This window comes from Streptomyces aurantiaciflavus (assembly GCF_049808595.1).
Lineage (GTDB): Bacteria > Actinomycetota > Actinomycetes > Streptomycetales > Streptomycetaceae > Streptomyces.
Genome location: NZ_JBNCAQ010000016.1, coordinates 89,422 through 114,861, shown reverse-complemented (window position 1 = coordinate 114,861; position 25,440 = coordinate 89,422). Strand labels below are relative to the sequence as shown.

At 73.2% G+C, this 25,440-nt stretch carries 20 protein-coding genes; 3 read left to right on the top strand and 17 right to left on the bottom strand.

Annotated features, from left to right (window positions below; translation table 11 throughout):
• Positions 1-106: 106 nt before the first annotated feature.
• From ACPT94_RS20775 to ACPT94_RS20760, 4 genes are all read right to left on the bottom strand, one after another.
• Entirely contained in the window at positions 107-940 is an 834-nt protein-coding gene (locus ACPT94_RS20775) for a carbohydrate ABC transporter permease (RefSeq protein WP_425246507.1), read from the bottom strand.
• Positions 937-1,875 carry a carbohydrate ABC transporter permease gene (locus ACPT94_RS20770; RefSeq protein WP_360337168.1) on the bottom strand — a complete coding sequence of 313 codons (939 nt, stop codon included), beginning with the start codon at positions 1,873-1,875 and terminating at the stop codon, positions 937-939. The genes ACPT94_RS20775 and ACPT94_RS20770 overlap by 4 nt, the downstream gene beginning before the upstream one ends.
• A gap of 35 nt (positions 1,876-1,910) precedes the next feature.
• A complete protein-coding gene (locus tag ACPT94_RS20765; RefSeq protein WP_425246506.1) occupies positions 1,911-3,233 on the bottom strand; it encodes an ABC transporter substrate-binding protein in 1,323 nt (440 codons plus the stop codon).
• 71 nt (positions 3,234-3,304) lie between these two features.
• Positions 3,305-4,342 carry a LacI family DNA-binding transcriptional regulator gene (locus tag ACPT94_RS20760; RefSeq protein WP_360337172.1) on the bottom strand — a complete coding sequence of 346 codons (1,038 nt, stop codon included), beginning with the start codon at positions 4,340-4,342 and terminating at the stop codon, positions 3,305-3,307.
• Between the two features lie 107 nt (positions 4,343-4,449).
• Here ACPT94_RS20760 and ACPT94_RS20755 point away from each other — a divergent pair, with 107 nt between their 5' ends.
• Positions 4,450-6,582: a glycoside hydrolase family 36 protein gene (locus ACPT94_RS20755; RefSeq protein ID WP_360337174.1), complete on the top strand. Its 2,133-nt coding sequence runs from the start codon at positions 4,450-4,452 to the stop codon at positions 6,580-6,582.
• 558 nt (positions 6,583-7,140) lie between these two features.
• On the opposite strand, the gene ACPT94_RS20750 is transcribed toward ACPT94_RS20755, so the two are convergent.
• The 7 genes from ACPT94_RS20750 to ACPT94_RS20720 all read right to left on the bottom strand — a co-directional run bounded on the left by ACPT94_RS20750 (position 7,141) and on the right by ACPT94_RS20720 (position 14,443).
• Positions 7,141-8,331, bottom strand: coding sequence for a cytochrome P450 (locus ACPT94_RS20750; protein ID WP_360337176.1), 1,191 nt, complete (start codon positions 8,329-8,331; stop codon positions 7,141-7,143).
• 19 nt (positions 8,332-8,350) lie between these two features.
• Positions 8,351-9,730 (bottom strand): alkaline phosphatase family protein, encoded by a 1,380-nt coding sequence (locus ACPT94_RS20745; protein WP_360337178.1) that lies wholly within the window; start codon positions 9,728-9,730, stop codon positions 8,351-8,353.
• Positions 9,727-10,995, bottom strand: coding sequence for a metabolite traffic protein EboE (eboE, locus tag ACPT94_RS20740; RefSeq protein ID WP_360337180.1), 1,269 nt, complete (start codon positions 10,993-10,995; stop codon positions 9,727-9,729). The genes ACPT94_RS20745 and eboE overlap by 4 nt, the downstream gene beginning before the upstream one ends.
• A gap of 6 nt (positions 10,996-11,001) precedes the next feature.
• Positions 11,002-11,856, bottom strand: a complete 855-nt coding sequence (locus ACPT94_RS20735) for a TatD family hydrolase (RefSeq protein ID WP_360337332.1) — start codon at positions 11,854-11,856, stop codon at positions 11,002-11,004.
• Positions 11,856-12,590: an EboA domain-containing protein gene (locus ACPT94_RS20730; RefSeq protein WP_425246505.1), complete on the bottom strand. Its 735-nt coding sequence runs from the start codon at positions 12,588-12,590 to the stop codon at positions 11,856-11,858. Before ACPT94_RS20730 ends, ACPT94_RS20735 begins: the two co-directional genes overlap by 1 nt.
• A gap of 96 nt (positions 12,591-12,686) precedes the next feature.
• A complete protein-coding gene (locus ACPT94_RS20725; protein WP_425246504.1) occupies positions 12,687-13,547 on the bottom strand; it encodes a sugar phosphate isomerase/epimerase family protein in 861 nt (286 codons plus the stop codon).
• Positions 13,544-14,443, bottom strand: a complete 900-nt coding sequence (locus ACPT94_RS20720) for an SCO3242 family prenyltransferase (protein ID WP_360337186.1) — start codon at positions 14,441-14,443, stop codon at positions 13,544-13,546. The genes ACPT94_RS20725 and ACPT94_RS20720 overlap by 4 nt, the downstream gene beginning before the upstream one ends.
• A gap of 497 nt (positions 14,444-14,940) precedes the next feature.
• Here ACPT94_RS20720 and ACPT94_RS20715 point away from each other — a divergent pair, with 497 nt between their 5' ends.
• Both ACPT94_RS20715 and ACPT94_RS20710 read left to right on the top strand, forming a co-directional pair.
• Positions 14,941-15,834: a hypothetical protein gene (locus tag ACPT94_RS20715; protein ID WP_425246503.1), complete on the top strand. Its 894-nt coding sequence runs from the start codon at positions 14,941-14,943 to the stop codon at positions 15,832-15,834.
• Between the two features lie 222 nt (positions 15,835-16,056).
• Positions 16,057-17,301: a bifunctional class I SAM-dependent methyltransferase/NUDIX hydrolase gene (locus tag ACPT94_RS20710; RefSeq protein WP_425246502.1), complete on the top strand. Its 1,245-nt coding sequence runs from the start codon at positions 16,057-16,059 to the stop codon at positions 17,299-17,301.
• 42 nt (positions 17,302-17,343) lie between these two features.
• Here ACPT94_RS20710 and ACPT94_RS20705 read toward each other — a convergent pair whose 3' ends face one another.
• The 6 genes from ACPT94_RS20705 to ACPT94_RS20680 form a co-directional block, all read right to left on the bottom strand.
• Positions 17,344-17,802, bottom strand: a complete 459-nt coding sequence (locus ACPT94_RS20705; RefSeq protein WP_360337192.1) for an HIT family protein — start codon at positions 17,800-17,802, stop codon at positions 17,344-17,346.
• Between the two features lie 67 nt (positions 17,803-17,869).
• Entirely contained in the window at positions 17,870-18,307 is a 438-nt protein-coding gene (locus ACPT94_RS20700; RefSeq protein ID WP_360337194.1) for a hypothetical protein, read from the bottom strand.
• Positions 18,308-18,325: 18 nt separating this feature from the next.
• Complete coding sequence (locus ACPT94_RS20695) at positions 18,326-21,769, bottom strand: hypothetical protein (RefSeq protein ID WP_425246501.1); 3,444 nt, start codon at positions 21,767-21,769, stop codon at positions 18,326-18,328.
• A complete protein-coding gene (locus ACPT94_RS20690; protein ID WP_425246500.1) occupies positions 21,766-23,127 on the bottom strand; it encodes a hypothetical protein in 1,362 nt (453 codons plus the stop codon). Before ACPT94_RS20690 ends, ACPT94_RS20695 begins: the two co-directional genes overlap by 4 nt.
• On the bottom strand, positions 23,124-24,119 hold the full coding sequence (locus ACPT94_RS20685) for an AAA family ATPase (RefSeq protein WP_425246499.1): 996 nt from the start codon (positions 24,117-24,119) through the stop codon (positions 23,124-23,126). The genes ACPT94_RS20690 and ACPT94_RS20685 overlap by 4 nt, the downstream gene beginning before the upstream one ends.
• Positions 24,110-25,426, bottom strand: a complete 1,317-nt coding sequence (locus ACPT94_RS20680; RefSeq protein ID WP_360337202.1) for a toll/interleukin-1 receptor domain-containing protein — start codon at positions 25,424-25,426, stop codon at positions 24,110-24,112. The genes ACPT94_RS20685 and ACPT94_RS20680 overlap by 10 nt, the downstream gene beginning before the upstream one ends.
• Positions 25,427-25,440 lie beyond the last annotated feature (14 nt).

Sequence of the window (25,440 nt, the reverse complement as noted above, 5' to 3'; positions counted from 1 at the left end):
GACCAAGGTGGTTCTGATACGGGTTCTCGTACGGGCTCGGTTGTGGGCTCGCGTGCGGGTGGGGGCGATCACGCTGCTGGACCTCCAGTCACTCCGGTCACTCCGGTCATTTGACGGCTCCACTGGTGATTCCGGACACGATCTTTCGCTGGCCGACGAGGAACACGGCGACCATGGGCAGGCTCATCACCACGACGTACGCGAAGACGAGGTGCCAGTTGTTGAGGTAGAGCTGGGCGCTGGCGACCTGGTAGAGGTTCAGCGGGAGGGTGGCCCGCTCGCCGCCGCCGAGCACGAAGAAGGCGTAGAAGATGTCGCTCCAGGCGTAGAGCATCACCATGATCGTGGCGGTGGCGATGACCGGCCTGAGCAGCGGCAGGACGATCCGTACGAAGATCCGTGACGGTTTCGCGCCGTCGATCCGCGCCGCTTCCTCCAGTTCCATCGGAATGGCGCGGATGAAGCCGGTCATGAAGAAGATCGACGTCGACAGATACATGCCGGTGTAGACGGCGATCATGCCGGGGCGCGTGTTCGCCAGCCCGAGCTGCCGCAGCTCCATCACGATGGTGATGACGGCGGGCGGCAGCAGCAGCCCGCTGATGCACAGCGCGTACGCGGCCGAGACCAGCTTCGACTTCCTGCGCGCGAAGACCCAGGCGGCGCCCGCGCCCAGGATCAGCACGAGGACCACCGAAGGCACCACGACGAGGAGCGAGTTGAGGAAGCCGCGCAGCATCTCGCCCTGGCTGACGGCGTCCTCGTAGTTGGAGCCGGGCTGCCACCGCCCCGGCAGGTCCAGGTTGGGCTTGACGGCCTCCGCCTGCGGCTTGGCCGAGGTGACGACGACCAGCCACAGGGGCACGCCGACGGCGAGACCGGCGAGCAGGAGGACGAGGGCGGGGCGGCCGTAGCGCCACACCGGGAAGGCCCGGTTCACAGCATCTGCTCCCTTCGCCGGAGCCCGACGACCAGCGGGATCGCCACGGCGACCACGACCAGGAAGAGGACGAGGCTCATCGCGGAGGCCTGGGCGTACAGGCCCTGTCCGAAGATCCGGAACATGTAGATGTTGAAGACCTCCGTGGAGGCCGCGGGGCCGCCGCCCGTGGTGGCCTGCACGATGTCGAAGGTGTTCATCGAGCCGATCAGAGCCGTGGTGACGTTGAAGGTGACGGCGGGCGCGAGCATGGGCCAGCGCACCGACCAGAAGGTCCGCCAGGGCCCGGCGCCGTCCATCCGCGCGGCTTCGAGCATGTCGCCGGGGATGCCCTTGAGCCCGGCGAGATAGATCAGCATGGACAGGCCCATCCACTTCCACCCGTGGATGAGGGTGACCACGACCAGAGTCCAGGTCGTCGAGCCCAGCCACGGAACGTCCGTGCCGAGGACGGAGTTGACGGCGCCGTCCTGGTCGAGCAGGGCCTGGAAGACGTAGCCGGTCGCGAGCGCCGAGATGAGCACGGGGAGGAAGAAGACGGTCCGGAAGAACCGGTTGAACCGGGTGTCGTCCTCCAGCAGCAGCGCCAGCACCAGCCCGAAGCCGTTCTGGAACAGTGCCGCCAGCAGGGCGTACAGCAGGGTCGTGCGGATCGCGCGCAGCAGCGAGCCGTCGCCGGCGATGGTCTTGAAGTTGTCGAGGCCCGTGAAGGCGATGTCCGGGTGGTACGAGGACCAGTTGGTGAACGGGTAGTAGAAGTTGAGCAGGTTGGGCACCAGGAAGAAGCCCGCGAAGACGACGATCGCGGGGAGCGCGAACCACCAGGGGTGGTGCACGGCGGCGCGCGGCAGCCGTCCCACGGCCTTCGGCGCGCCCTTCGCGGGTGCCGGTTTCTGCTTGCGCGTACGTCGCGTACGCATGGCTGTGTCCGCCATCGGATGTCCCGCCCTGGGTGTCCGGAAGTGGTCGTCTAGAAGCCCGGCGCGCCCTGGGCCTTGGCCACCTGCGCGAACTGGTCCTGGATCGCCTGCGCGACCTGCTGCGGGTTCTTCTTGCCGAAGATCATGTCGGCGAGGTACAGGTGGGTGTCGGGGGCGACGATCGCCTTGGCCTGGAAGACGCCGATGGCCTTGGGCAGGGCCGCGACCTGGTCCTCTGCCGTCTGCGGGAGGCCGTCGGGGGTGGGCACGGACGGCTGCACGGACGGGATCTTCATCGCCTTGATGTAGTCGGCGTAGTCGGGGCCGAGCCAGAAGGCGAGGAACTGCCGGGCCGCGTTCTGCCGCTTCTCGTCACCGGTCTTGAAGGCGACCACACCGTTGGTCTGGTCGGGCGAGTACAGGCCGGTGGCGGAGGAGTTGGCGACCGGGAACCAGCCGATCCTCTTGTCGATCTCGGCGGTGGAGTACTTGGCCTGCAACTGGCTCTGGAAGGAGGTGACGTTGAGGACCATGCCCACGTCGCCCTTCCACAGGGCGTCGGCCTGCCCGGTGAAGGTGCCCGTCCGGTAGTTCTTCTGGGCGAGCCCGGCGTCGAGGAGCTTGTCCTTGTACTTCTTGATCGCGGCGACGACGACCGGGTCGGTCCACTTCTCCTTGTTCTCGTTGAGGCCGGCCCACCACTGCTGGTCGAGGTCGGTGAGCTGGATCTGCATCTGCCACTGCAGGGGCCACTTGTCGCCGCCGGCCTCGTAGAAGGCGGCCGCGTCGGTCTTGTCGACGACCTTGTGGCCGAGGGCCAGCAGCTCGTCGTAGGACTTCGGGAAGTCCTTCTCAGTGAGCCCGGCGGCCTTGAAGACGTCCTTGTTGTAGTAGACGCCGAGCATGGCGGGGCTGGTGACGATGGCCGCGTACCGCTTGCCGTCGATGACGCCGAGGGACCTCTCGGTGTCGCCGAGCTTGGACACCCACGGCTCTCCGTCGAGGGTGAGGAGGTTCTGCTTCGGCTGGATGAAGGGCAGGGTGGAGATCGACGGCTGCCAGAACATCAGGTCGGGGCGGTCGCCGGAGGCCAGCTTGGTCGGCACGTTCTGTTCGTAGAGGTCCGGGACGGCCTGGGTCTCCACCTTCGCGCCGGTGGCCTTCTCGAAGGCGTCGATGACCTGTTTGGGGGCGTTGACCGTGTTCTGCGCGGTCCACATGGTCAGCTTCACACCGTCGAGGCGCGCGGTGGGGTTCACGGCCGACTGCTTGGTGTCCGAGGCGGAGTCGCCCGCGGTGGGGTCGCTGCACGCGGTGGCGGCCAGGCCGACGGCGCATATCAGGGCCAGGGTGGGAAGGGCTCTTGTCTTCATCGCGCGCCTTTCAAGAACAGGTGGTTCAGGGCAGGGCAGGATGCGGAACGGCTGTGCTCGTGCGGGGATGTTCAGGACCTGACCGGCGGCGGCCCCGAGCTCTCCCGCACCACCAGCTCCGGTACGGAGACGGGGTGCGGGGCGATCTGCGCGGACTTCTCCAGGACCCCGTGCAGCAGGGCGAAGGCGGCTCGCCCGAGGCCGGTGAAGTCCAGGCGTACGGTCGTCAGCGACGGGGTCAGATAGGCGGAGTGCGGGGCGTCGTCGAATCCGGCCACGCTGACCTCGCCGGGGACGGAGCGGCCGCACTCGTGCAGGGCGCGCAGCACGCCGAGCGCGAGGTCGTCGTTGCCGCACAGGATCGCGGTGACGGCCGGGTCCCGGGCGAGCCTCAGGCCGGCCGCGTGGCCACCGGCCGGACCCCAGCTCCCCTGCACCGGCCCGGGTTCCGGCGCGCCGGCCTCACGGAGCGCCTGCCGCCAGCCGGTGGTGCGGGCGCTGGTGCGCCGGGTGCTGGACGGGATGGCCACGTAGTGGACGGTCGGGTGGCCGAGGGCGAGCAGATGGCGGGTGGCCTGGTAGGCGGCCTCGCGGTCGTCGGTCCACACCCAGGGACGGTCGTCGGCCGGGGGGCGCGCGGGGGTCTCGACCACGCCGACGACCGGCAGTTCGGCGGGCACGGCGGCGAGCGCCCGGACACCGGCCGGATCGTAGGCGATCACGACGAGTCCGCCGCCCGTGTCCGCCGCCCGCTGCACCTCGGCGGCGACGGCGGTTTCCTCCGCCGACTCCAGGACGCCGATCCCCACCGCGTAGGACGCGGCGCGGGCGGCCTCCTCGATGCCCCGGAGGATGGAGGCGTAGCCGTAGTGGGTGGTGTTGGCGGTGAGCACGGTCACGGTCCTGGTGCGTCCGCTGGCCAGAGCGAGGGCGGTGGCGTTGCGGCGGAAGCCGAGCTCGTCGATGGCGGCGAGCACCCGTTCCCGGGTGGACGGCTTGACGCTGGGATGGCCGTTGATCACCCGGGAGACGGTCTGGTACGACACGCCCGCGGCGGTGGCGACGTCCCGGATGCTCGCCGGGCGTCTTGTGTGACCGGTCACATGCATGCCAGGATTGTGACCGGTCACACAGGGGCCGTCAAGAGAGCGTCACGAGGGATTCACGTGACTGAACGCGGACGGCCGCACGGCGCGGCCGGGAGGGGGGAAGTGCCTTGACCGGTACGGCGGAACCGGCGGAGACGGTCCGGAATCACCAGGGGGACGGCTTCAGTTGGGGGCATTCGGCGCTGTCGGTCGAGTTCGCCACCGCCGATGACGGGACCCTGCGGCTCGTCCGGCTGGCAGGTCCCGGTGAGGGGCGCACCGCCGACACCGCGTCCGCCCTCCCCCTCGTCGAGTTGACCGCTCTCGGTCACGGCAGCGGCTGGTCAGGGCCGCGCTTCACGGGCACGGCCTTCGGCACCCGCCTGCGGTACCGGGGCCACCGCGGCGGCAGCCGCGCCGGGTGGGAGTGGCTGACGGTCGAACTCCACGACGCCGTGACCGGTTTGACGGTGTTCGTCGAACTGTCCTCCCCGGACGGGATCGCCGTCCTGCGCTCCCGTGTGCGGCTGCGCAACGACGGTGGCGAGCCGCTCGTCGTCCAGTCGGTCAGCAGCCTGCTGCTCGGCGGACTCCCCTCGCCGGAGGCCCTCGACGTCCACCGGGCCCGCAACGACTGGCTCGCCGAGTGCCGTTGGTACACCGAACCGCTGCGTGCCGCCGTCGCCGACGTCAACATGGACGTCCACCAGCACGACAGCCGGGCCGCCCTGGTGGTGACCGGACGGGGCAGCTGGCCGACCGACGGCCGGCTGGCGATGGGCGCGCTGACCGAACGCGACGGCGGGCGGGCCTGGGTGTGGCAGGTCGAGTCGCCGGCCGGCTGGCGCTGGGACCTGGGCCGGCGGGCGGGCGGGACGTATCTGGCGCTGAACGGGCCCACGGACGCGGAGCACCAGTGGCGGGTACGGCTCGCGCCGGGCGAGGAGTTCACCACCGTGCCCGGGGCGCTGGCCCTCGGCCCGGGGTTCGACGAGGCGCTGGCCGCGCTGACGACGTACCGCCGCGCCCTGCGCCGCCCCCACCCGGACCACTCGACGCTCCCCGTGGTCTTCAACGACTACATGAACACGCTGATGGGCGACCCCACGACGGAGAAACTGCTGCCCCTGATCGACGCGGCCGCAGAGGCCGGAGCGGAGTACTTCTGCATCGACTCCGGCTGGTACGACGACGACACCGAGGGCTGGTGGGACAGCGTGGGCGAGTGGCTGCCCTCGGCGCGCCGCTTCCCCGACGGCGGTATCCAGGCGGTCCTGGACCGGATCCGGGAGCGCGGCATGGTGCCGGGGCTGTGGCTGGAGCCCGAGGTCGTCGGGGTGCGCAGCCCGGTCGCGTCCACGCTGCCGCCGGACGCCTTCTTCCAGCGGGACGGCGTGCGCCTCGCCGAGCAGGGCCGCCACCAGCTCGATCTGCGGCACCCGGCCGCCCGCGCCCACCTCGACCGGACCGTGGACCGGATCGTCGGCGACTGGGGCGTGGGCTACCTCAAGCTCGACTACAACATCGTGGTCGACCCGGGCACCTGCGCCCCCGGCGACCTCGCACCGGGCGCCGGGCTGCTCGGTCACGCCCGCGCCTACCTGGACTGGCTGTCCGGCGTCCTGGACCGCCACCCGGGGCTGGTCGTCGAGAACTGCGCCTCGGGCGGGATGCGGATGGACGGGGCCACGCTGTCCGTCACCCAGCTCCAGTCCACCAGCGACCAGCAGGACCCGCTGCGCTACCCGCCCATCGCCGCCTCCGCACCGACGGCGGTGCCGCCCGAGCAGGGCGCCGTGTGGGCCTACCCCCAGCCCGGCTTCGACGACGACCTGATCGCCTTCACCCTGGGCGGGGCACTGCTCGGGCGGATCCATCTGTCGGGCCATCTCGACCGGATGTCACCCGGTCAACTCGGGCTCGTCCGGGACGCCGTGGGCACGTACAAGTCGATCCGCGGCGACCTCGCGAGGGCGGTGCCCTTCTGGCCGCTCGGGTTGCCGGGGTGGACGGACGAGTGGCTGGCCCTGGGGATGCGCGTGCCGGGCGAGGGCACGTCGTACCTCTCGGTGTGGCGCCGCGGCGGGGAAGGCGAACTCCGCCTGCCCGTAGGGCACCTGGCGGGCCGGGAGGTCCGCGCGGAGATCCTGCACCCGTCCGCCGCGACCGTCGGCTCGGCCGCCTGGGACAAAGACGCGCTACGGGTGTCCCTGCCGCGCACGCCCACCGTCCTGCTGATCCGTCTCACGACGGGGGCGTAGAGCCGACCGTACGAGAGCCGACGGCTCCTCTGCCGCGGGTCGGCGCGCAGGGCAGGGCCTTCAATCGGCCTTGCCGCCGCCGGACTTGCTCCGGGACACCGAACGTGCCGGTGGGTGCGCGCCCCGGCGTGCGCCGGGGCCGTGCCCCGGTGGCCCACCGGGCACGGTACGCAGGCCGGCGGTACCCGGGGCCGCTCGCGGCTCGGCCGGTGACGACAGCGGGCCGCGAACGCGGGCGCCGTGCGGGCCCCTGCCGTACGACCGGACGGCCGTGCCCCGGGGTGAACCGCACGCCGACGTGCGGCCGGGGGACGGCACGGTCCGGTGCCGGCGGGCGCGGTGCGGGTCCGCCGCAGCAAAGGCACGGCACCGCGGCCCCGCCCGGGCCGCCGCCCCGGCGACCCGCCATGACCCCCGCAGCCTGCCGCTCGGCGCACACGAGCGCGCCGCGCTGCTGTCCCTCGGCGCACACGAGCGCGGTACGCGGGCCGGTCGCGGTGTTGCCGGGGAGGGCGGGGCACGGGCCGCCGGCGGTCGTGGCGGTCGGCCGCGGCTGGGTCACCAGGTCACGGGCAGCTCCCGTACTCCGTGCACGGCGCGGCCCTCGAACGCCAGGGTCTCGGCGGCGGGGCCGGTCAGGCGGAGCCCCGGGAATCTGTGGAACAGGGCGGGGAGCGCGATCTGGAGCTCGGCGCGGGCGAGGGACTGGCCGAGGCAGTGGTGGAGGCCGTGGCCGAAGGCGAGGTGCCGGCCGGCGTCCCGGGTGAGGTCCAGTTCGTCCGGGTGGTCGAAGACCTCCGGGTCGCGGTTGGCGGCCTGCAGGGCGATCACCACGCCCTCCCCGGCCCGGACGGTGACGCCGCCGACCTCGACGTCCTCGGTGGCGATACGGCGCAGGCCGATGTGGACGACGCTCAGATGGCGCAGCAGTTCCTCGACGGCGCCCGGCACCAGGGCGTCGTCGGCGCGCAGGGCGGCCAGTTGGTCCGGGTGCCGCAGCAGGGCGACGGTGCCCAGGGACAGCATGCTCGCCGTCGTCTCGTGCCCGGCGATCAGCAGTTGCACGAGCACTCCGGCCGCCTCCGCCGGATCGGCCTCCCCGGTGGCGACCCGTTCGGTCGCGAGCTTGCTCATCAGGTCGTCGCCGGGCTCGCGCGCCTTGGCGTCGAGCAGTTCCCGCAGGTAGCCGAAGAGCGCCGCCCAGCCGGCCCGCATCGCCTCCGGCCCCTTGGAGACAGTGGCGAAGGCCGCGGCCTGCTCGTGGATGAACTCCCGGTCCTCGTAGGGGACGCCGAGCAGTTCGCAGATGACCAGCAGGGGCAGCGGCAGGGTGAAGTGCTCGACCAGGTCGGCCGGCTGGGGCTGCACGGCGAGGTCGTCGAGCAGTTGCTCGGTGATCTTCCGGATGGCGGGCCGCAGTTGCTCGACCCGGCGGAAGGTGAACTCCGGGATGAGCATGCGGCGCAGCCGGGTGTGGTCGGGCGGGTCCATGGCGAACAGCTGGCCGGGGGTGCGCGGCGGGGTCGTCGGCTGGAGCCCGGGGAAGCCGGGCCGGAAGTTCTCCGAGCTGAAGCGGGGATCGCCGAGGACGAAGCGGGCGTCCTCGTGCCGGGTGACGAGCCAGGGCTGGTTGTCGCCCCACAGCGTGATCCGGGCGAGCGGCCCCTCCTCGCGCCAACGCGCGTACTCGGGGGGCAGGTTGAGCAGATCGGGGCGTCGCTGCGGGAGGGGTGGCGGCGTGGTGTGCATCGTCTTGGCTCCGGTCGGGTCAGGGGGTGGTGAGGCCGGCCAGGCCGAGGAGGAGGTCCTTGACCTCGGTGGCGTGGATCTCGTCGCGGGGCGCGGGAAGGGGCCGCGAGCACAGGAGTACGGGGCTGTCCTGCGGGTCGGCGGGCAGCCGGCCGTGGCTGCCGCGCACGCCGGAGGGGTCCAGCGGCACGGTCCGGATGCGGTACCGCATGCCGAGCTTCTTGCGGGCCACCTGGGCCGCGGCGCGTGCCTTGATGCGGGGCACGGCGGGGTCGTAGAGGAGTTCGGCGGGGTCGTAGCCGGGCTTGCGGTGGATCTCGACCTGGCGGGCGAAGTCCGGGGCGCGGTCGTCGTCCAGCCAGTAGTAGTACGTGAACCAGGCGTCGGGTGCGGCGACGGCGACCAGCTCTCCGGAGCGCTCGTGCGCGAGCCCGTGCTCGGCCTTGCCCAGGTCGTCGAGGACCTGGTCCACGCCGTCCAGGCCGGCGATCGCCTCGCGGGTCCTGTCGATGTCCGCCGGGTCGCGGACGTAGACGTGGGCGATCTGGTGGTCGGCGACCGCGAAGGCGCGGGAGGTCCAGGGGTCGAGGTACTCCATGCCGTCCTGGGTGTGGACCTCCAGGAGTCCGGCCCGGCGCAGGGCGCGGTTGATGTCGACCGGGCGGGAGGCGGGGGCGATGCCGTACTCGCTGAGGACGACGACCGTGGCGCCCTCGCGTTCGAAGTGGTCCAGCAGCGGGCGCAGCGCCTGGTCCAGCCGGCGTGCCTCGCGGGCCGTCTGCGGGGATGCGGGGCCGGAGCGCTGGGGTTCGTAGTCCAGGTGCGGGACGTAGACGAGGGTGAGGTCGGGGCGGTGTTCGTCGAAGACCTGGCGGGCGGCGCCCAGGATCCACTGGGTGGAGGGCAGGCCGGCGTTCGGTCCCCAGTAGGTGAAGAGGGGGAACGGGCCCAGTCTGCCGGTGAGTTCGTCGTGCAGGGCGGGCGGCCAGGTGTAGCAGTCGGGTTCCTTGCGGCCGTCGGAGTAGTAGACCGGGCGCGGGGTGACCGTCCAGTCGACGTCGGCGCCCATGGCGTACCACCAGCAGATGTTGGCGACCTTGTAGTCGGGCTGGGCGCGGCGGGCGGTGTGCCACAGTTTCTCGCCGCCGACGAGGGCGTTGTGCTGCCGCCAGAGGAGCACCTCGCCCAGGTCGCGGAAGTACCAGCCGTTGCCGACGACGCCGTGCTCGGAGGGCAGGGCGCCGGTGAGGAGGGTGGACTGCACGGAGCAGGTGACGGCGGGCAGGACGGTGCCGAGCCGGGCCTGGGAGCCGCGTTCGGCGAGCGCCGACACGGCGGGCATGTGGCGGAGCATGCGCGGGGTGAGACCGACAATGTCGAGGACGACCAGTCTGGTCATGCGACGCCCTCCTTTCGGGGGTGGTCCTGCGGTCGGGGATGGTCCTCGTGCCGGGGGTGGTCCTGCGGTGGAGGACCGTCCTGCTGCCGGTGCCGGGTCCTCGTCTCCGGTGTGAGGCCCAGTGCCTCGAACCGGTCGCGGGTCCAGGCCAGTTCGGCGGCGAGGCCCGCGACGAGACCCTCGCGGCCGCGCGGGCGGAGGTGTTCCGGCAGGACCGACCAGGTGTAGGTCTCGACCTCGACGTGATCGGTGAGGGCCTGCGGGCCGCCGAGCAGCGCGTCGAGGGCGGCGGCCAGTTCCGGGGCGGTGGTGCGCAGGGGCGGTTCGGCGGCCGCGTGCAGGGGGGCGTGGAAGTGCACACGCCAGGCGGAGTCGGGGGCGAGCCCGCCGGTCAGGGCGTCCGGGAGGTCGTCCACGCCGGTGACGGCGCCGCCGGGGGCCGTGCGGGTCTGGTGCAGGAAACGCGGCTCGGCGAACCGGGCGAGCGCCGCGCGGGCCTCCGGGTCGGCGGGGTCGTCCGCCTGGAGCGCGCAGGACGCCTGGACCTTGACGACGGGGACACCGGCGTCGGCGAGGCGGCGCAGGGCCTTGTCCGGCTCCTCGAACTGCACGGCGAGGTGGCAGGTGTCCAGGCAGACGCCCAGCCGTTCGGGGTGCAGTCCGCCGAGTTCCCTCGCCGCCTGCGCGGTGTTCTCGACGACGCACCCGGGCTCGGGCTCGAAGCCGACGCGGATCGTACGGCCCGTCTCGCGCTCGACGTCGGCCAGGCCCGCCGCGAGCTCGTCGAGGGCCCGGCGGGCGGTGTCGCGCGCGGCCGTCGGCCAGGGGGTGCGCCAGGCCAGGGGCAGGGTCGAGACGCTGCCGCGGCGTGCGTCGTCGGGGAGGAGCCCGGCGAGGACGCGGGCGCAGTCGAGGGTGTAGCGCAGCCGGGCGGGGTCGGTCCAGTCGGGCAGGTAGACGTCCTTCTTGACCACTTCGCGGTGGAAGCCGCCGTAGGGGAAGGCGTTCAGGGTGACGGTCTCCAGGCCGCGCGCCATGAGTTCGGCGCGCAGTCGGCGGATGCCGTCGGGCCGGGCGGAGAGTGCGGTGACGACGTCACGGGCCAGCCACAGGCCGATGCCGAGGAGGTCGGCGCCGAGGGCCGCGCGGACCGGCTCGGCGTAGGCCGTGAGCTGGTCGACCACACCGTCGACGTCCTCGGCCTGGTGGACGTTGCTGCAGTAGGCGAGGTGGACGGTCGTACCGTCCGCGTGCCGGAAGCGCATCCCGGGTCACTCTCCGCCGCGCTTGACGGAGTTGCCCTGGAACAGGGCGGTGTCGTCGGGCTTGATCTCGTCGAGGTCGAGGCGGCCGCTCTGCCCGTAGAAGGCCACCGGGTTGCGCCACATGACCTGGTCCACGGTGTCGTCGTCGAAGCCGGCGGCGAGCATCGCGTCGGCGGTTCTGCGGGTCTTCAGCGGGTCGCTGCGGCCCCAGTCGGCCGCGGAGTTGACGAGCATCCGCCCGGTGCCGTGCTCCTGGAGGATGCGCACCATGCGCTCCTCGCTCATCTTGGTGTCCGGGTAGACGGAGAAGCCCATCCAGCAGCCGCTGTCGGCGACCATGGCCACCGTGAGCTCGTTGAGGTGGTCGACGAGGACGTGCTCGGGCGGTATGCCGGACTCCCGCACCACGTCGAGGGTGCGGCGGGTGCCGACGGCCTTGTCCCGGTGCGGGGTGTGGACGAGGACCGGCAGGTCGTGCTCGACGGCGAGGGCGAGCTGACGGGCGAGGGCCTCGTCCTCCTCGGGGGTCATGGAGTCGTATCCGATCTCCCCGACGGCGACGACACCGTCCTTCGCGAGGTAGCGCGGCAGCACGTCCAGGACCTCGACGCAGCGCGGGTCGTTGGCCTCCTTCGGATTGAGGGCGATGGTGCAGCGGTGCTGGATGCCGAACTGCGCGGCGCGGAACGGCTCCCAGCCGAGCAGGGCGTCGAAGTAGTCGGTGAAGCTGCCCACGGAGGTGCGCGGCTGGCCGAGCCAGAAGGAGGGCTCCACCACCGCGCGGACGCCGGCCGCGTACATCGCCTCGTAGTCGTCGGTGGTGCGGGAGGTCATGTGGATGTGGGGGTCGAAGATGCGCATCATGCTGCTCCTGCGGCGGTGGGGGTGGCGTCGTACGCGGCGAGGGCGCGGAGGGCGGCGGCCCGGCGGTCGGGCACGGCCGAGCGGGCTTCCGCGGGCAGTCCGGAGGTCTCCAGGGTGCCGGGGTGGGAGCGGACGACCGGCCAGACGTCGTCCGGTACGTCGCGGCCGGCGGCGACCCGCTCATGGGCGAAGTCGACCAGCATGCGGGCGAGTTCAGGGTCCGCGCGGTCCTCGAGTCCCGCGACGCGGTCGAGCGGGATGCCGCAGAAGACGGACTTGAGGACGGCGTGCCGGTAGGCGTCGGCGGCGAGGTGGCGGGCGGCGTACGGGCCGAGGGCCGCCTCGATCAGATCCGTGTCGTTGCCGCGCAGCGCCTCCCGCACGAGCGGCAGTCCCAGGGCCCCGAACGACGGGTCGCCGTCCTCCAGCGCGGCCAGTGCCCGCAGCACCGCCCGCTGCTCGCCCGCGTCCCCGTAGCGGTGCAGTGCGGTGACCTCCTCGGCGAGCGCGGCGCCCCGCAGCGGCAGGGCGGTGAGCAGGCGGGCTCGTGCGGCGTCGGCGACGGTCCAGCCGGCGGTCAGCGGCCCGCGTCCGCAGCGCCGGCCCACGGCCGGGAAGGCGGTGCGCACGGTCACCGGGTCCTGGGCCGCGCGGGCGACGGCGTCGGTGAGCCACCGGTGGCCGTCGGGGGTCAGGGCCTGGTCCAGCAGGGACGACAGGGGTGAGTCCAAGACGCGTACCTCCTGTTTCGGACACGCACGCCCGAGGGCGTGCGGTGATGGGGGGGGTTGAGGTGTCGGACACGCGGCGGCCGGACCGCCGCGGTCTCAGGAGGGCTCCGCGCCTCTGAGGAACTCCAGGGACCGGCGGGCGACTTCGGGGGCGTCCAGCGAGGCGCCCTGGATCTCCACCGACACCGGCCCGCGGTAGCCGGCCGTCTTCAGCGCGGCCAGGACCGGCGGAAAGTCGATCTCGCCCGTCCCGAACTCCAGGTGCCGGTGCACGCCGCGCCGCATGTCCTCGATCTGCACGTTGAGCAGATGCGGCGCGGCCAGCCGGACGCAGTCCAGCAGCGGCCGGCTCTCGACGCAGTGGGCGTGGCCGATGTCGAGGGTGATGCCGAACGACTCGGGGCCACCGAGGCGGTGCCGCAGCTCCAGGAACCGGTCCACCGTGTCGACGAACATGTACGGCTCCGGCTCGAAGGCCAGGGCGACGCCGTGTTCGCCGGCGAGGTCCAGCACCTCCGCGCACCCGGCGGCGAGCCGCTTCCAGGCCTCCTCCTCGGGCACCCCCTCCGGCGCCGGGCCGCTGCACAGGTGGACGGCCGGCGCGCCCAGGTCCGCCGCGACCCGCACGGCACGCGCCAGCAGGTCGACGCGCCGCTCGGCGCCGGGCTCGGACATGAGGGTGGGGAGGTGTTTGTGCCAGGGATCCAGCAGGTACGGCGCGCCGGTCTCCACCATGACGGCGAGGCCCAACCGGTCGAGTTTCCCCGCCAGTCGGGCGGTCTCCCGGGGCAGGTCGGCGGCGTACGGGTCTAGGTGGCCGGGTTCGAGGGTGAGGCCCACCGAGTCGTAGCCCAGGTCGGCGAGGACGGTGAGGACGTCGTCGAGCCGGTGGTGGGCGAAGCCGTTGGTTCCGAAGCCGTACCGGAGCCGCGGTGCGGGCGCGGGCCGCGCGGTCACGTCGGCGACACCTTCCGGGCGAGCCGGCGGGCCAGGGGGTGCGCGGCGGCCAGCAGGCCGGCCAGGGCCGGCGCCCCGCCGCCCGCCGTCAGCGCCGCCTGCAGGGGCATCAGCGACATGATCCCGGTGCCGACGGCGCGGCGGACGTTCCCCGCGGACGGTTCCCGGGCGGCGCGCAGCTGCGCCGTGCCGTACGAGGCCAGGTACCCCAACGCCCCGGCGGCGGCGCCCAGTCGGGCCACCCGGCTCCCGGGTCTCGGCCGGGGCAGGGCTGCCGCGGCCAGGGCGGTGGCCGCGCTGCCGGCCAGGGTGGCGGCGGGCACCGTGCGCGGAGCGCCGGCCACCTCGTGGCGGCTCAGCGCGGTCACGGTGTAGGTGTGCGCGCCGACCAGCAGCGCGGTGGGCAGCGCGGCGGTCCGGTGCCCCGGCCGCGTGCCGGCCAGGACGTTGAGCGTCCGCGCCCCGGCCATGGCGGCGGGCCCGGCGGGGGTGTTCTTGAGGCGCAGGTCGTACGCCCACACCAGCCCGGTCAGCGGAAGCGCCACGCCGAGCGCCCGGCGGCCGCCGGACAGCGCGGCGAGACCGAGACCGGCCGCCGTCAGCGCGCAGGCCGTGGCCAGCGCGGTCCGGCGCGGCACCCGGCCGGAGGGTATGGGGCGCTCCGGGCGCTCGACCGCGTCGACGGCGGCGTCCGCGTAGTCGTTGAGGGCCATGCCCGCCCAGTAGAGGGCGACGGACGACGCGATCGTGCCGGCCGTCCGGAGCCGGGGCCGTCCGTCACCGGCGACGGCGCCGGCGAGGACGTCGCCGGGGACACTGAGCGCCGCGGGGAGGCGGACCAGCTCCGCGACGTCGGCGAGGCGTGGGCTGTGGCCGGGGCCTTGGGTGCCGTACATGATCAGAAGGTAAGAGTGCTGCTTCAAATTTCATACACTTCGCCGCTGCCACATACGTGAAGATCTTGTGCACGGTGTCGGTGGGCGGGCCGCCGCCTGGGGCGTCCGGGGCCTCCCGGTCGTCCGGGGCGTCCGGGCCGTCCGGGGCGTCCGGGCCGTCCGGGGTGTCCGGGCCGTCCGGGGTGTCCGGGCCGTCCGGGGTGTCCGGGCCGTCCGGGGTGTCCGGGCCCCCCGGATCATCCGGTCCCCTGGGTCGCCGGGTCGTCGAAGTAGCCCGCCCCCCGGACCATTGGGGCGTCCGGGGCGCCCGGCCCCCGGGGCCTCCGAGGCCCCCGGAGTGTCGGGGCCTCGGGGCGTCCGGGGCATCCGGGGCGTCCGGGGCATCCGGGGCATCCGGGGCGTCCGCCAGGGGATCGCGCGGGTGGCCGACCCCACGATCGCTCCCCCGCCGCGCGCCGCTGCGCCGCCCGCGGCACTCGCTGGACGACAGTGAGGGAGTGCATGTCGAACAGGTCGTCGATGAGATGTACTCGGTCCCACCGGCCGAGTTCGTCGCGGCGAGAGACGCCCGGGTCAGCGAGGCACGCCGGGCGAAGGACACGGCCGCCGCGAGGACGCTCGCCGGACTGCGCAGACCGACGCTCGCCGCCTGGGTGTCGAACCTGTTCGTCCGCGAGCGGCCGGAGGAGGTCGAGCGGCTGCTGGCCCTCGGTGAGACGCTTCGTGAGGCGCACCGGACGCTGGACGCGGCCACGCTGCGGGAGGCCGGCAGCCGGCAGCACAAAGTGATCGGCGCGCTGGCGCGGGAGGCCGCCGGGCTCGCGGAGCGGGCCGGTCACCCGGTGAGCGAGTCGGTCCGGCACGAGGTCGAGCAGATCTTCCACGCGGCCCTGGGCAGCCCGGACATGGCGGCGCAGTGGTCGGCGGGACGGCTGGACAAGGCTCCCCGGGCCACGGTCGGCTTCGGCACGATCGGCCCCGACGTCCTGCCCGACCGCCGGACCGCACCGGCCGGGGAGGCACCCCCGGACCTCGCCGAGAAGCGGCCGGGCGGAGCGGACAGGGAACGGCGTCAACGGCTGAGGCGCGCCCGGACCACGGCCGACGAGACCGCCGCGGAGGCCCGCCGCAGGGACGAGGAGCTCCGCAGCGCCGAGGAGGCGCACCACGCCGCCGTGGCCCGTGCCGGCGACGCCGACGAGCGCGTCGCCCAGGCGGAGGAGCGCCTGCACCAGGCCAGGCGGGAACAGCGGGACGCCCGGGCTGCGGCAGGGGAGGCCGAGACCGCGGTGAGGGCAGCCGACCGGGCGGCGCGAGACGCCCGCCGTGCCGCCGGCCGGGCCGCCCGCGCACTCTCGCGCCTGGCCGACCCGTCGGACGGCTCGACGTGACCGCTCACCCCCGCCGAGGCCCGCCGCGAACGCGGGTTCCCCAACCCTCGGGGGGAGAAGTCGTGGCTCCGTGCCTCGTCCCGGTGGCACGCCGCGTACGGCGGGAAGAACCGTGTCTCGTACCGTGACGAGTCCCCGATCGGCCCGGTTGACCGGTCGCACGTCCGCGACACCTCCCCCTGACCGACCCTCACCCCTACGACCACGCAAGGAGCCTTCACGGTGGGACACACCACGCCCGACGAGTGGGACGCGCACTACGCGAGCGGGCTGAGCTTCCGCCACCTCGGCGACGCCGAGCGCGAGCTGCTCGCCGTCCACGCCCCGGCGCCCGACGGCGGACTCGCCCTGGATGTCGGCTGCGGGCTGGGCGAACTCGCCCGCCATCTCGCCGACGCCGGTTACGAGGTCGACGCCGTCGACCACGCTCCGACCGCCCTCGCCCGGGCCGAGGCCGAGGAAACCGGCGCGAGGGCCGTGACCTACCGCCGGTTCGACATCGAGCGGGACAGCCTCGACGACCTGCCGCACTCCGCCTACGACCTCATCGCCTTCCGGCTCAGCTGGGCCTTCGTCCGCGACCGCACCCGTGTGCTGAACCGGCTGCGCGAGCGGCTGCGCCCGGGCGGCGCCCTCTGTGTCATCACTCCCGTCGCCACGGCCGTACCGGACGGCAAGCGGGGCATCGCGCTCGACGAGGACGAGATCGGCCTGCTGTGCGCGGGCTGGGCGGTCGCCGAACGCCATGACGCGGACGGCCTCGCCTTCGTGGTCCTGCGGGAACCCGCACCCGCCCGGGTCGAGTGCGCCGACAGGGGGCGCCCCTCGCCGCACGCCCTCACCGGCGCCGGCGTCGTCGTCACCGATGCCGTGGGGAGGGTTCTGCTGGGCTGGTCCGCGCGTGGGGTCTGGGAATTGCCCGGCGGCAAGAACGACGCCGACGAGGATTTCCTCGACGCGGCCGTGCGGGAGCTGGAGGAGGAGACCGGGCTGAAGGCCGACGCCGGCGACGCGCGGCTGCTGGCCCTGCTGATGGACTCCGTGCACGGCATCCCCCGTATGACGGCCGCCGTCCGCGTCACCGCCCACACCGGCGACCCGGTCGTCACCGAGCCGCATCTGATCCACCGCTGGGAGTGGCACGAGCCCGCCGATCTGCCCGCGCTCACCCAACCGCTGTTCACGCCGAGCGCGCAGGTCATCGACACCGTCTGGCCCGGCCTGCTGACCGGCCTGCCTCCCGTCCACCGCTACCCGGTCGCCCAGGCCGAGGCACCCGTGCCGGCCCAACAGGGCGCGGAAGCGGCCCGGTTGCGGAACGCGACGACCGACCGGCCGGCCGAGGACGGCCGGACGGGTTCGTCCCCGTCGCCGTCGCCCCCGGCCTCGACACCCGCGTCCTCACCCGTCCCGGCGGCCGGGGCGCCGCGCCCCTCGTCCGCGCCGGCTCCCTCGCCCGGCTCCTGACCCGCGAACTCCCCGCCGACGCGGCCTTCCGATGTCGGTGAGTCATCCGACGCGGCTGCGCGCCCGTGCGATGCCCTCCGTCAGCGATGCCGCCAGTTCGTCCAGTTCCTCGTCGTCCGACGCGCCACGTGGGGGCCACAGGGATCCCATGCTGTCGCTCGTCCACCTGGGGACGACGTGCATGTGCAGATGGAAGACCGTCTGGGAGGCAGCCGTACCGGCCGAGTTGATCAGGTTCAGCCCCTCCGGGGACAGCGCCGCCCTGATGCCCTGCGCGACCAGCAGCACGGAGTCCATCACGGTGTGCGCCGTCTCGGGCGTGAGGTGCCACAGGTCCTTGACGTGCTGCTTGGGCACCACGAGGGTGTGCCCGGGCGTGGCCGGGCTGAGCGGAAGGAAGGCCAGCGTGTGCGGTGTCTCGTGGACGATCCGTGCGGGAGCCCGGCCCGCGACGATCTCGCAGAAGGGACAGTCCTCGGCTTCTCCTCCGCCTGATGACATGAGGCGAACCGTATAGCACGCCGATCACGCGGTGGAAGATGCTCCGTGACGCGCCGGACGCCGAGGCTCACGGCACCGCGAGGACCGTTCCGGCGATGAAGGCCAGATCGATGGACGCGATGATCCCGTAGAAATTGACCATGGTGCGGGACAGGGCGACTCTGCGCCAGGAGACGCCCGCCAGATAGGGCTGGACGTTCATGGAGAACGGCGGAACTCCGGCCGTGCGTCCGCGCACTTCGTCGTACAGCTTCCGGAACAGGCGCTCCTGCCTGAGGTAGTAGGAGTCGAGCAACCAGAATCCGAGGACGGGGATCAGGCCCGCCGCCGCCAGTTTCCAGCTCAAGTGGTTCACCAGGACGCCGAAGAAGACTCCGCTGACCGTCACGGTCCACCCTTTGATCAGGAACGAACCGTTGCCCAGTCGGGCCACCACGGCCTGGACGAATTCCAAATGCTTGATCTCGTCGGGCGTGTACGAGATGACGACTTCGTCGGATGTCACGGGGAGCCTCCGGTCGGTCTATGTGGCGATGTGCACGAGGTGGTACGGCGGGCGGGAGTCCAGGCCCTGCTCATGGACGCCCGTGCTCGCCCGGTGCAGGGCGAAGGGGACCAGGTCGGGTCGAGGGCGCCTCCCGCCGTCCAGGAGCAGGTCGTAGAAACGGGTGACGATCGCGTCGATGCCGCGGGTGGGCGTGCCGGGCGGCGACAGGGAGGTGACGACGTGTCGGCACCCCGCTCCCAGGAGGCTGCCGGCCAGGGTGTCCCGGTCGGGTTCAGTGCCTCCGCCGGTGGATTCGCCGTAGCCGGAGAGGACCGTGAGGTGGGTGCGGGACAGGTCGGCGGCGGCGATGTCGGCGCCGGTGAGCAGTCCGTCCGCCAGAGCGATCGCCCAACCGCCGCCGTTGTGCGGCACCAGGCGGCTGACCAGGTGCACGACCTCGACGCTGGAGGCCGCTTCGAGAACCGCCAGCCGGGTCGCCTGGTCGTCGACGAGGAGGTCGAAGTCCATCCCCGTGCTTCTGATGGCCCGCACTTCGGCCGCGGCCCGCGCGGCCCAACCGGTGTCGCCCGCATCGGGCGAGACGACCACCACGGGTCGTGCGCCCGACGCGGAGACCGGACCGGTTCCGGCGTGACGGGATCCGAAGAACTCCGGCAGGGAGGAGACGTACGAGGGCGCGACGCGCGCGTCGTTCCCCTCCGAGGGCCAGGCCTCGTGGACGGGGAGACGGGACAGCGGCCCCGTCGGGCACCAGAACACCCGTGAGGGCCTGGACGCGTCCCCGCTCCGCGAGCCGCGTTCCAGCTCCCGTACCGCCGGCTGGAGCGCCTCGCGAAGGGCGGGGTCCCCCGGTGACCATCGCCGTGCGGCCGCGGCGGTGAGGGCGGGCAGGGGGACGGCGGTGACCGTCCCGCCGTCGAGAATCAGCGCGGCACCGCCCACGTCCGCCGCGACGAGCACGACCACGGGGCCCTCGCCGCTCACCAGGTGCGGCGCTTCCCAGGTCAGGTGGGCGGACAGCCGGGAGAGCGCACGCTGCAGCCGGGAACGCCGCCGCCACCTCGGCTGACAGGAACCGGCGTCGTGACCGTACAGCGACCGCCCCGCCAGGACGACTCGGTGGACGGCGAGGCCGCGCGCGAGGAGGCGCACGGCCTCGACGGGCGGCTCACCCGCCGCGAGCGCGCACGCGGCGGCGTTCTCCGCCGCCCCCGCGATCCCCTCCGTAATGGCGGCGAACGAAGCGCCTCCGACCCCGGTCCAGTCGGTCGTCTCCAGCAGTTCGAACCACCGGTGGTGCGCCCGCACCGCCAGCGGCATGCTGTCCGCCCGGATCGCGAGCCGGGCCGCGGTACGGGCAGCGGTGATCCGTTCCGTCGAGGATCCGGTGTCCGGTGCGCCTGCGGCTTCGAGGCTGAGCCGTGCCGTCGCCTCCGTCTCCTCGGGATGACGGCGCAGCCACGCCTCGCTCGCCATGACGGAGGCCAGACAAGCCGTCAGTTCACGGCGAGCGGAGTGCTGCCGCTCCATGTCGAGGACCTCACGGCCGACCAGCACCGCCTCATCGAGTCCGGCCGCCGCCCCGTCCGGCAGCACGGCGCCGGAGGTCAGCTCCAGGCAGACCGACCAGGCGCGCAGCAGTTCGTTCACGGCTCGCCCCAGCAGCCGTGTGCCCTTCTCCCCCGTCGTCTCGGCGGCCACCGGGGCCCGGGCCACGACGTGCCGCAGCAGCCGGACCGCCTCGTAGGCCTCGTCGGCGCTGTCGGTGAGCCGGGCGTGCTCACGCCGGGCCTGGGCCAGCAGGACGAACGCCGACACCGCCGACTCGTCGGCGGGCGCGGGGGCCTTCAGGTCGGGTGAGAAGAGCGCCACCGCCTGTTCGAGGAAGGCACGCTCGCCGCCGACGGAGTACCGGTGAAGGTGCTTGTCGAGAACCCGGGCGAGGAGCTGGTACCTCGTCGGGAAGGGGCGCGTGTCGTCCGGGTCGGCGGCCGTGCGGTTGCCGGCCGCACGGACGTGGCCCGCCACCTCCGCGGCGATCTCGCCGGCGTGACCGGCACTCCACGGGCGGTCCTTCCCCCACGTACGGACACTGATGTCCGTCACCCATCGGCACGCCTTGGCTCCCACCCGCAGCGTCAGCGTCTCCCTGGCCGCGGAGGGCAGGTCCCGCAGGGGCACCAGGAGCGGCTCGGGCGCCCCGCTCCTCGCCGACCAGGAGCAGAGGATCTCGACCTGATCGCGCACGACGGGTGAGGTGATCGACTCCGGGTCGAGCAGGAACACCACCGCGTCCATGCGCACGGGCCAGGTGGCCGTGGCGTCATCGGTCCGGTGGCGCGACGGCCACAGCGCCCCCAGATCGCGGACCTCGTATCCGGAGTCACCCAGCCGCATCCGCAATCCGTCGTGGACCTCCCGGGAGAAGGGGTCCAGAGGCACCGGGCCCAGGAACACGGTCGGGGGCGCGGCCGTCGGCGCGGTGTCCCCGCTCGACTGCGCGCGGAGCGCCTCCGCCAGGTCGTAGACACGGCCGTCGGCGGCCACCAGCCGGGCGGCGGGAGTGATCCCGGGCACCGCGAGGCCCGCACCCGCGCGGACGTGGAGCGCTCGCGGGTCGCCGCCCGCGCCGGGATCCAATTCCAGGACCACGGGATCGGTCGCGGGCACGCTGATGAGCAGGGTGTTCGGTTCGTCCTTCCCGCTCCCGCCCAGGTGGAGCACGTCACCGGCGGAGCGGACGGTGACGTGTGTGTCGGGGACCTCCCCCTCCCCCGACGCGGCCACCGCCTTCAGGACCAGCGCGACGTCCCGGCAGGTGACGTCGGCGGGCATGCCGACGTCGACGGCGGTCTCCGGCTCCAGGAACGACGCGATGGACCGGAACTGCCAGCCGGTGACCGTGTGCCGCAGCGGCTCGGGCAGACGCCGGCCCACGCTGACGATCCAGTCGCCGATCGCCGCACGCCCCGTGTCCTCGACAAGGGCCCGCAGCACCGAACGCAGTGCCGCCTCGGCCTGCCGCAGTCCGGCACCGGCGCCCTGCCGGCGCGACAGGAGCCACAGGACCTCCTCCTCGACCCGCATGAGGGGGGAGAGATGCCGATGACAGCTGGTGATCAGCTCGCGCAGGTGGTCCGCCGGAGCGATGCCGGGCGGTGAGGCGCACCGCGCGAGGACTTCGGGCAACCGTGGCCTCAGTTCACGCTGGACATCGGCCCGGAGCACCATGGCGCGGGGGTTGCGGGTCGCGACCCACTCGCTGAACCAGAGATCGGACTCCGCCGCGACGTCGGCCTGCGGCAGCAGCGCGACCCGCACGGCCCGTAACAGCTCCGGTTCGACCCGGACCGTGGTGCTGAGCAGCGTGGCCACGTCGACCGCGTCGGCCGGCGGGCCGGACGGGAGGATCCGCCGCTCCTCGTTCAGCTCGTTCAGCTCGTCGGACACGGAGCTCATGGCCGGCCCCCCTGACTCGTCGGCGGGATTCCGTGGGGGCCGCATCGCTCACGCCACGCGCTCACCCGGGCGGCCACCCGGCCGACGGTGATGCCACGGTCCCAGCACAGCACGGGCATGATCGTCGCGAGCCACCCCGGCACGCGCCGTTCCGGCACCGGGAGGAGGGCCAGCGGACGGGCACCGCCGTGCCTCACCGACTCGGCGAAGCGCCGCCACTCGGCCGGGGTGCTTCGGGCGTGGTCGCCGGGCGGGCCGATCGTTCCGCAGTCGCTGAGCAGGAGGACCGCGCTGCCCCTCGGGGGCGGGCGATAGGCATCCCAGGTCCACAGCGGTCCGGCGCCCGCGCCGCGCAGCGGGGAACGGGAGAAGTGGAGCTGCTCCGTCTTGTCCTTGCCGACCAGGGCCCGCACCCGCGCGCACAGCTCGGCCTGGTCACGGGCGAACAGTTCCATGGCGGGGCCGCGATCGACGAGGATCTGCACTCCGTGCCGCAGCGTCCGTCGCACGCGTCGGGGCAGGGCGGCCAGTGGCAGCCCTCGTGCGAGGAGTTCCACCGCGTCCTCGATCTCGACGTCGCCGTCCCGCACGGTTCCCGACAGCGCCGCCTCCAGCAGTGCCACCGTCGAACTGCGGGCCAACAGGGGCGTGTGAGGCGGCTCGAGGCGCATCAGTTCGGGGTCCGGCCGCGACAGTGCCTCCCGGGCCCACGTCTGCCGCCACTCGTGCGCGTGTTCCACAGGCGTCAGCGTGCGAGGCGGAGGGCGCTCGCCGCGGTGCGCGGTCACCGCCTCGTGGGCGCTGTCGGCGTCCCTCCGAGGCACGGGGTCCGGGATGTCCGCGCCCTGCGTGCCACGGTCGTCCGTCACCTCGGCGGAACCTCCGGAGCGGGGTGTGCCGTCCCCGTCCCGTGTGCCGGTCGGGGGATCGGGCCACGTGGGCACGGCGGGAGTCGCGCGCGGTGCCGGCTCACCGGGAGTCGTGCCCGGCGCCGGCGTACCGGAAGTCGCCACCGACGCCGACGTGCCGGAAGTCGCCACCGGTGCCGGCGTACCGGGAGTCGCGCCCGGTGCACTTGGCGCGGCGTCTGTCGACGAGGCGGTCGGCACCGGCTCGTCGGGAGGGGCCGGGTCGAGGCGGACCACCGTGTTGCGCGACGGCGGGGGCTGCGGGCCGAGTTCGTCCGCGCGCAGCTGTCGCCCCAGCCCCAGCAGCCGTGCGACGCGCCGGAAGCCCTCCTCGTCGACGGGGGCGATCTCCTCGACGGCCACGGCGAGATCCCCGAGCCATACGTCCGCGCGGCCGGGAACGCCTCGCCCACTCGGCTCCCGGCCCTGGCTCCAGTCCTTGTGTGTCACCCCGCCGGGCCGTCCCCGGGCTGCTGGTACTTGAGGAGAACGAGGTCGCGCAACCGCTGCCAGCGCCGGTCGTCGGGGCCGCGGATGCCGAGCGAGAGACAGGCGTACAGCGCATCGAGGTACTCGGCGGTGCTCGGTGCCCGTACGCCGTCCTTGCGCGCCTGCCGGCGAGCCTTGTCGACCTCGTCCGCGACGGTCTCGGCCAGGTCCGTCCAGTTCCCGGGTGGTTCCCTGTCCCTGAGGTGTTCGTGGGCGATCTCGACCAGCTGACGCCTGTCGGGGGCCGGAAGCGACGCGACGACGCACCGCCGCAGGAACGCCTGCGGAAGCTCACGCTCGTCATTGGTCGTGATCACCACGAGGTGGCGGGTGGGCGCGGGACCCGTTCCGGTCGCGCGCTGCAGCCGCACGACGTCGCCGGTCTCCGCCACCGTGAACTCGGCGGCGCCCAGCGGCACGAGCAGTCCGTTCGGCACGTCGGGGTCCGCCTTGTCGATCTCGTCGATGAGTACGACGGCGCCCTCCTCCTTCCGGCCGGCGTTCGTCTCGGACAGCGGCTCGGGACACACGTCCTCGTCCGGGAGGTCCGGGCCCTGGGGCAGCCCCCGGCGCAGCGCGGAGTCCCTCGCGTACGCCCACCACAGCGGTCCCGGCCGCACGTACTTGCGGTCGTTGAGCGTGCCGTCGCCGTCGCGTGCCTGCGCGTCCGCGAGGCGCCGCACCGTGTCGAAGGTCCACAGCAGGTCGGTGGCCTGGGTACGGTAGGTGACCACGTGCTCGTAGTACCGCCACTCGAGTTCCTGGGCGACGTACGCGGCGAGCGAGGACTTGCCGCAGCCCGGGCTGCCTCTGAGCAGGAGGGGGCGACCGGTGGCGAGCGCCACCTTCACGGCCAGCCGGCCCTCCTCGGGCATCAGGTAACGGGAGCCGTCCCCGCGGTCCGTGATGCCCCAGGTGCGGACGAGTCGGTACTCGCTCTGATTCACCGGCATGCCGTCCTCCAGGACTCGGGAAGCCTGTGCGTCACCTTGATGGCCTGGTACATCCGCTGGACCCGGACGTGCCCGTTGCGCTCCTCGTCGTGGTCCAGCGCGGGTCGCGCCACGACGGCGTCCTCGAGGCCCCAGCGTTTCGGCACGGTGTCGTCCTCCGGTGCGTCCTCCAGGAGGACGACGACATGGAGCCAGGGGGCCTTGTCCCGGATCTCCTTGACCACTTCCGCGAGCCTGCGCCTGGCAGCGCGCGACTCGACGGGGAGGATGACGTACACGTCCATGTCCGGGGGGTCGGGCCACTCGCCTTCACCGGATACCTCCACCCCCCACCCCTCCAGGGCGGCCGCCAGTTCGCCCATGACCACGGCCGTGGCCTCCCCCTCGTCCGGCTGCAGCAGGTTGAGCCCGGTGTCGAGGTACCGGGACGAATCCTGCCGCATCGCACGTCCGATGTGGTGCTCCGCGGTTCGCTGGATAGAGGCGTTCAGGAGGATGGTCCTGCCCTCCTCCGCCCCCTCGTCCGGGACGAAGGCACGCGCCGCTTCCTCCTTGACCCATGTCGGTTCCAGCTCCTCCGCGAGCTTGCGCGCCTGCCCTGCCAGCGCCGCGTCGAGGTAGGTCATGGCGCCGGGAACGGTGCGCCCGAGCTCGGCGTTCAGCAGCGTCCGGGCGAGGAAACGGGCGCCGTTGAAAACGCGCGCCCTGCGCGCCTCCCGCGGCTCGAGCCCGAGCTTCACCGCAGCCGCCTCGCGAACCCGTCCGTCCGTGTGCTCGAGCCTCAGGGAGATGCGCTCCACCCAGTCGCACAGGTGCGTGCCCTCGCAGGGGAGCGTGGGCAACGCGGCGAACTGCTTGACGACATCGTCGGCGATCGGCTTCGCCTCGGCCGCTGCGCCGTACTTCAGCGCCTGCTTGATGTTCAGCACGCCGAGGTCGGCTTCTTCCAGGTCCTCCGGCTCCACGTCGTCGAGCAGGACCACGAGGATGAAGATGCGTTCGATGTCGTGACGCTGGAGCAGTATCTCCGCCTCGCGCCGCACCCAGGGCCGGCTGAGAGCCCGACGGGCGAGGACGAACACGGCCGCGTCACAACCAGCCAGTGCCTTGCGTATCTGGCTGTTCCAGCCGTCATCCTGGTGCAGCGACGAGCGGTCCAAGAACACCTCGTACCCGGCGTGCGTCACCACCCGCTCGATCGCCTCACAGACCTCCCAGCTGAACGAACTCTCCTTCGACCCATGGCTGATGAAGACCCGCTGCTGTGCGCCGTCGCAGCCGTCCCCCGGGCCTTTCCTGCATCTCACGCGCGCCTTCCCTC

Excerpts from the sequence above, each read along its gene's own strand:
- ACPT94_RS20770 (WP_360337168.1), bottom strand. The coding sequence starts at position 1,875 with ATGGCGGACACAGCCATGCGTACGCGACGTACGCGCAAGCAGAAACCG.
- ACPT94_RS20765 (WP_425246506.1), bottom strand. The coding sequence starts at position 3,233 with ATGAAGACAAGAGCCCTTCCCACCCTGGCCCTGATATGCGCCGTCGGC.
- ACPT94_RS20760 (WP_360337172.1), bottom strand. The coding sequence starts at position 4,342 with ATGCATGTGACCGGTCACACAAGACGCCCGGCGAGCATCCGGGACGTC.
- ACPT94_RS20750 (WP_360337176.1), bottom strand. The coding sequence starts at position 8,331 with ATGCACACCACGCCGCCACCCCTCCCGCAGCGACGCCCCGATCTGCTC.
- ACPT94_RS20745 (WP_360337178.1), bottom strand. The coding sequence starts at position 9,730 with ATGACCAGACTGGTCGTCCTCGACATTGTCGGTCTCACCCCGCGCATG.
- eboE (WP_360337180.1), bottom strand. The coding sequence starts at position 10,995 with ATGCGCTTCCGGCACGCGGACGGTACGACCGTCCACCTCGCCTACTGC.
- ACPT94_RS20735 (WP_360337332.1), bottom strand. The coding sequence starts at position 11,856 with ATGCGCATCTTCGACCCCCACATCCACATGACCTCCCGCACCACCGAC.
- ACPT94_RS20720 (WP_360337186.1), bottom strand. The coding sequence starts at position 14,443 with ATGTACGGCACCCAAGGCCCCGGCCACAGCCCACGCCTCGCCGACGTC.
- ACPT94_RS20705 (WP_360337192.1), bottom strand. The coding sequence starts at position 17,802 with ATGTCATCAGGCGGAGGAGAAGCCGAGGACTGTCCCTTCTGCGAGATC.
- ACPT94_RS20695 (WP_425246501.1), bottom strand. The coding sequence starts at position 21,769 with ATGAGCTCCGTGTCCGACGAGCTGAACGAGCTGAACGAGGAGCGGCGG.
- ACPT94_RS20685 (WP_425246499.1), bottom strand. The coding sequence starts at position 24,119 with ATGCCGGTGAATCAGAGCGAGTACCGACTCGTCCGCACCTGGGGCATC.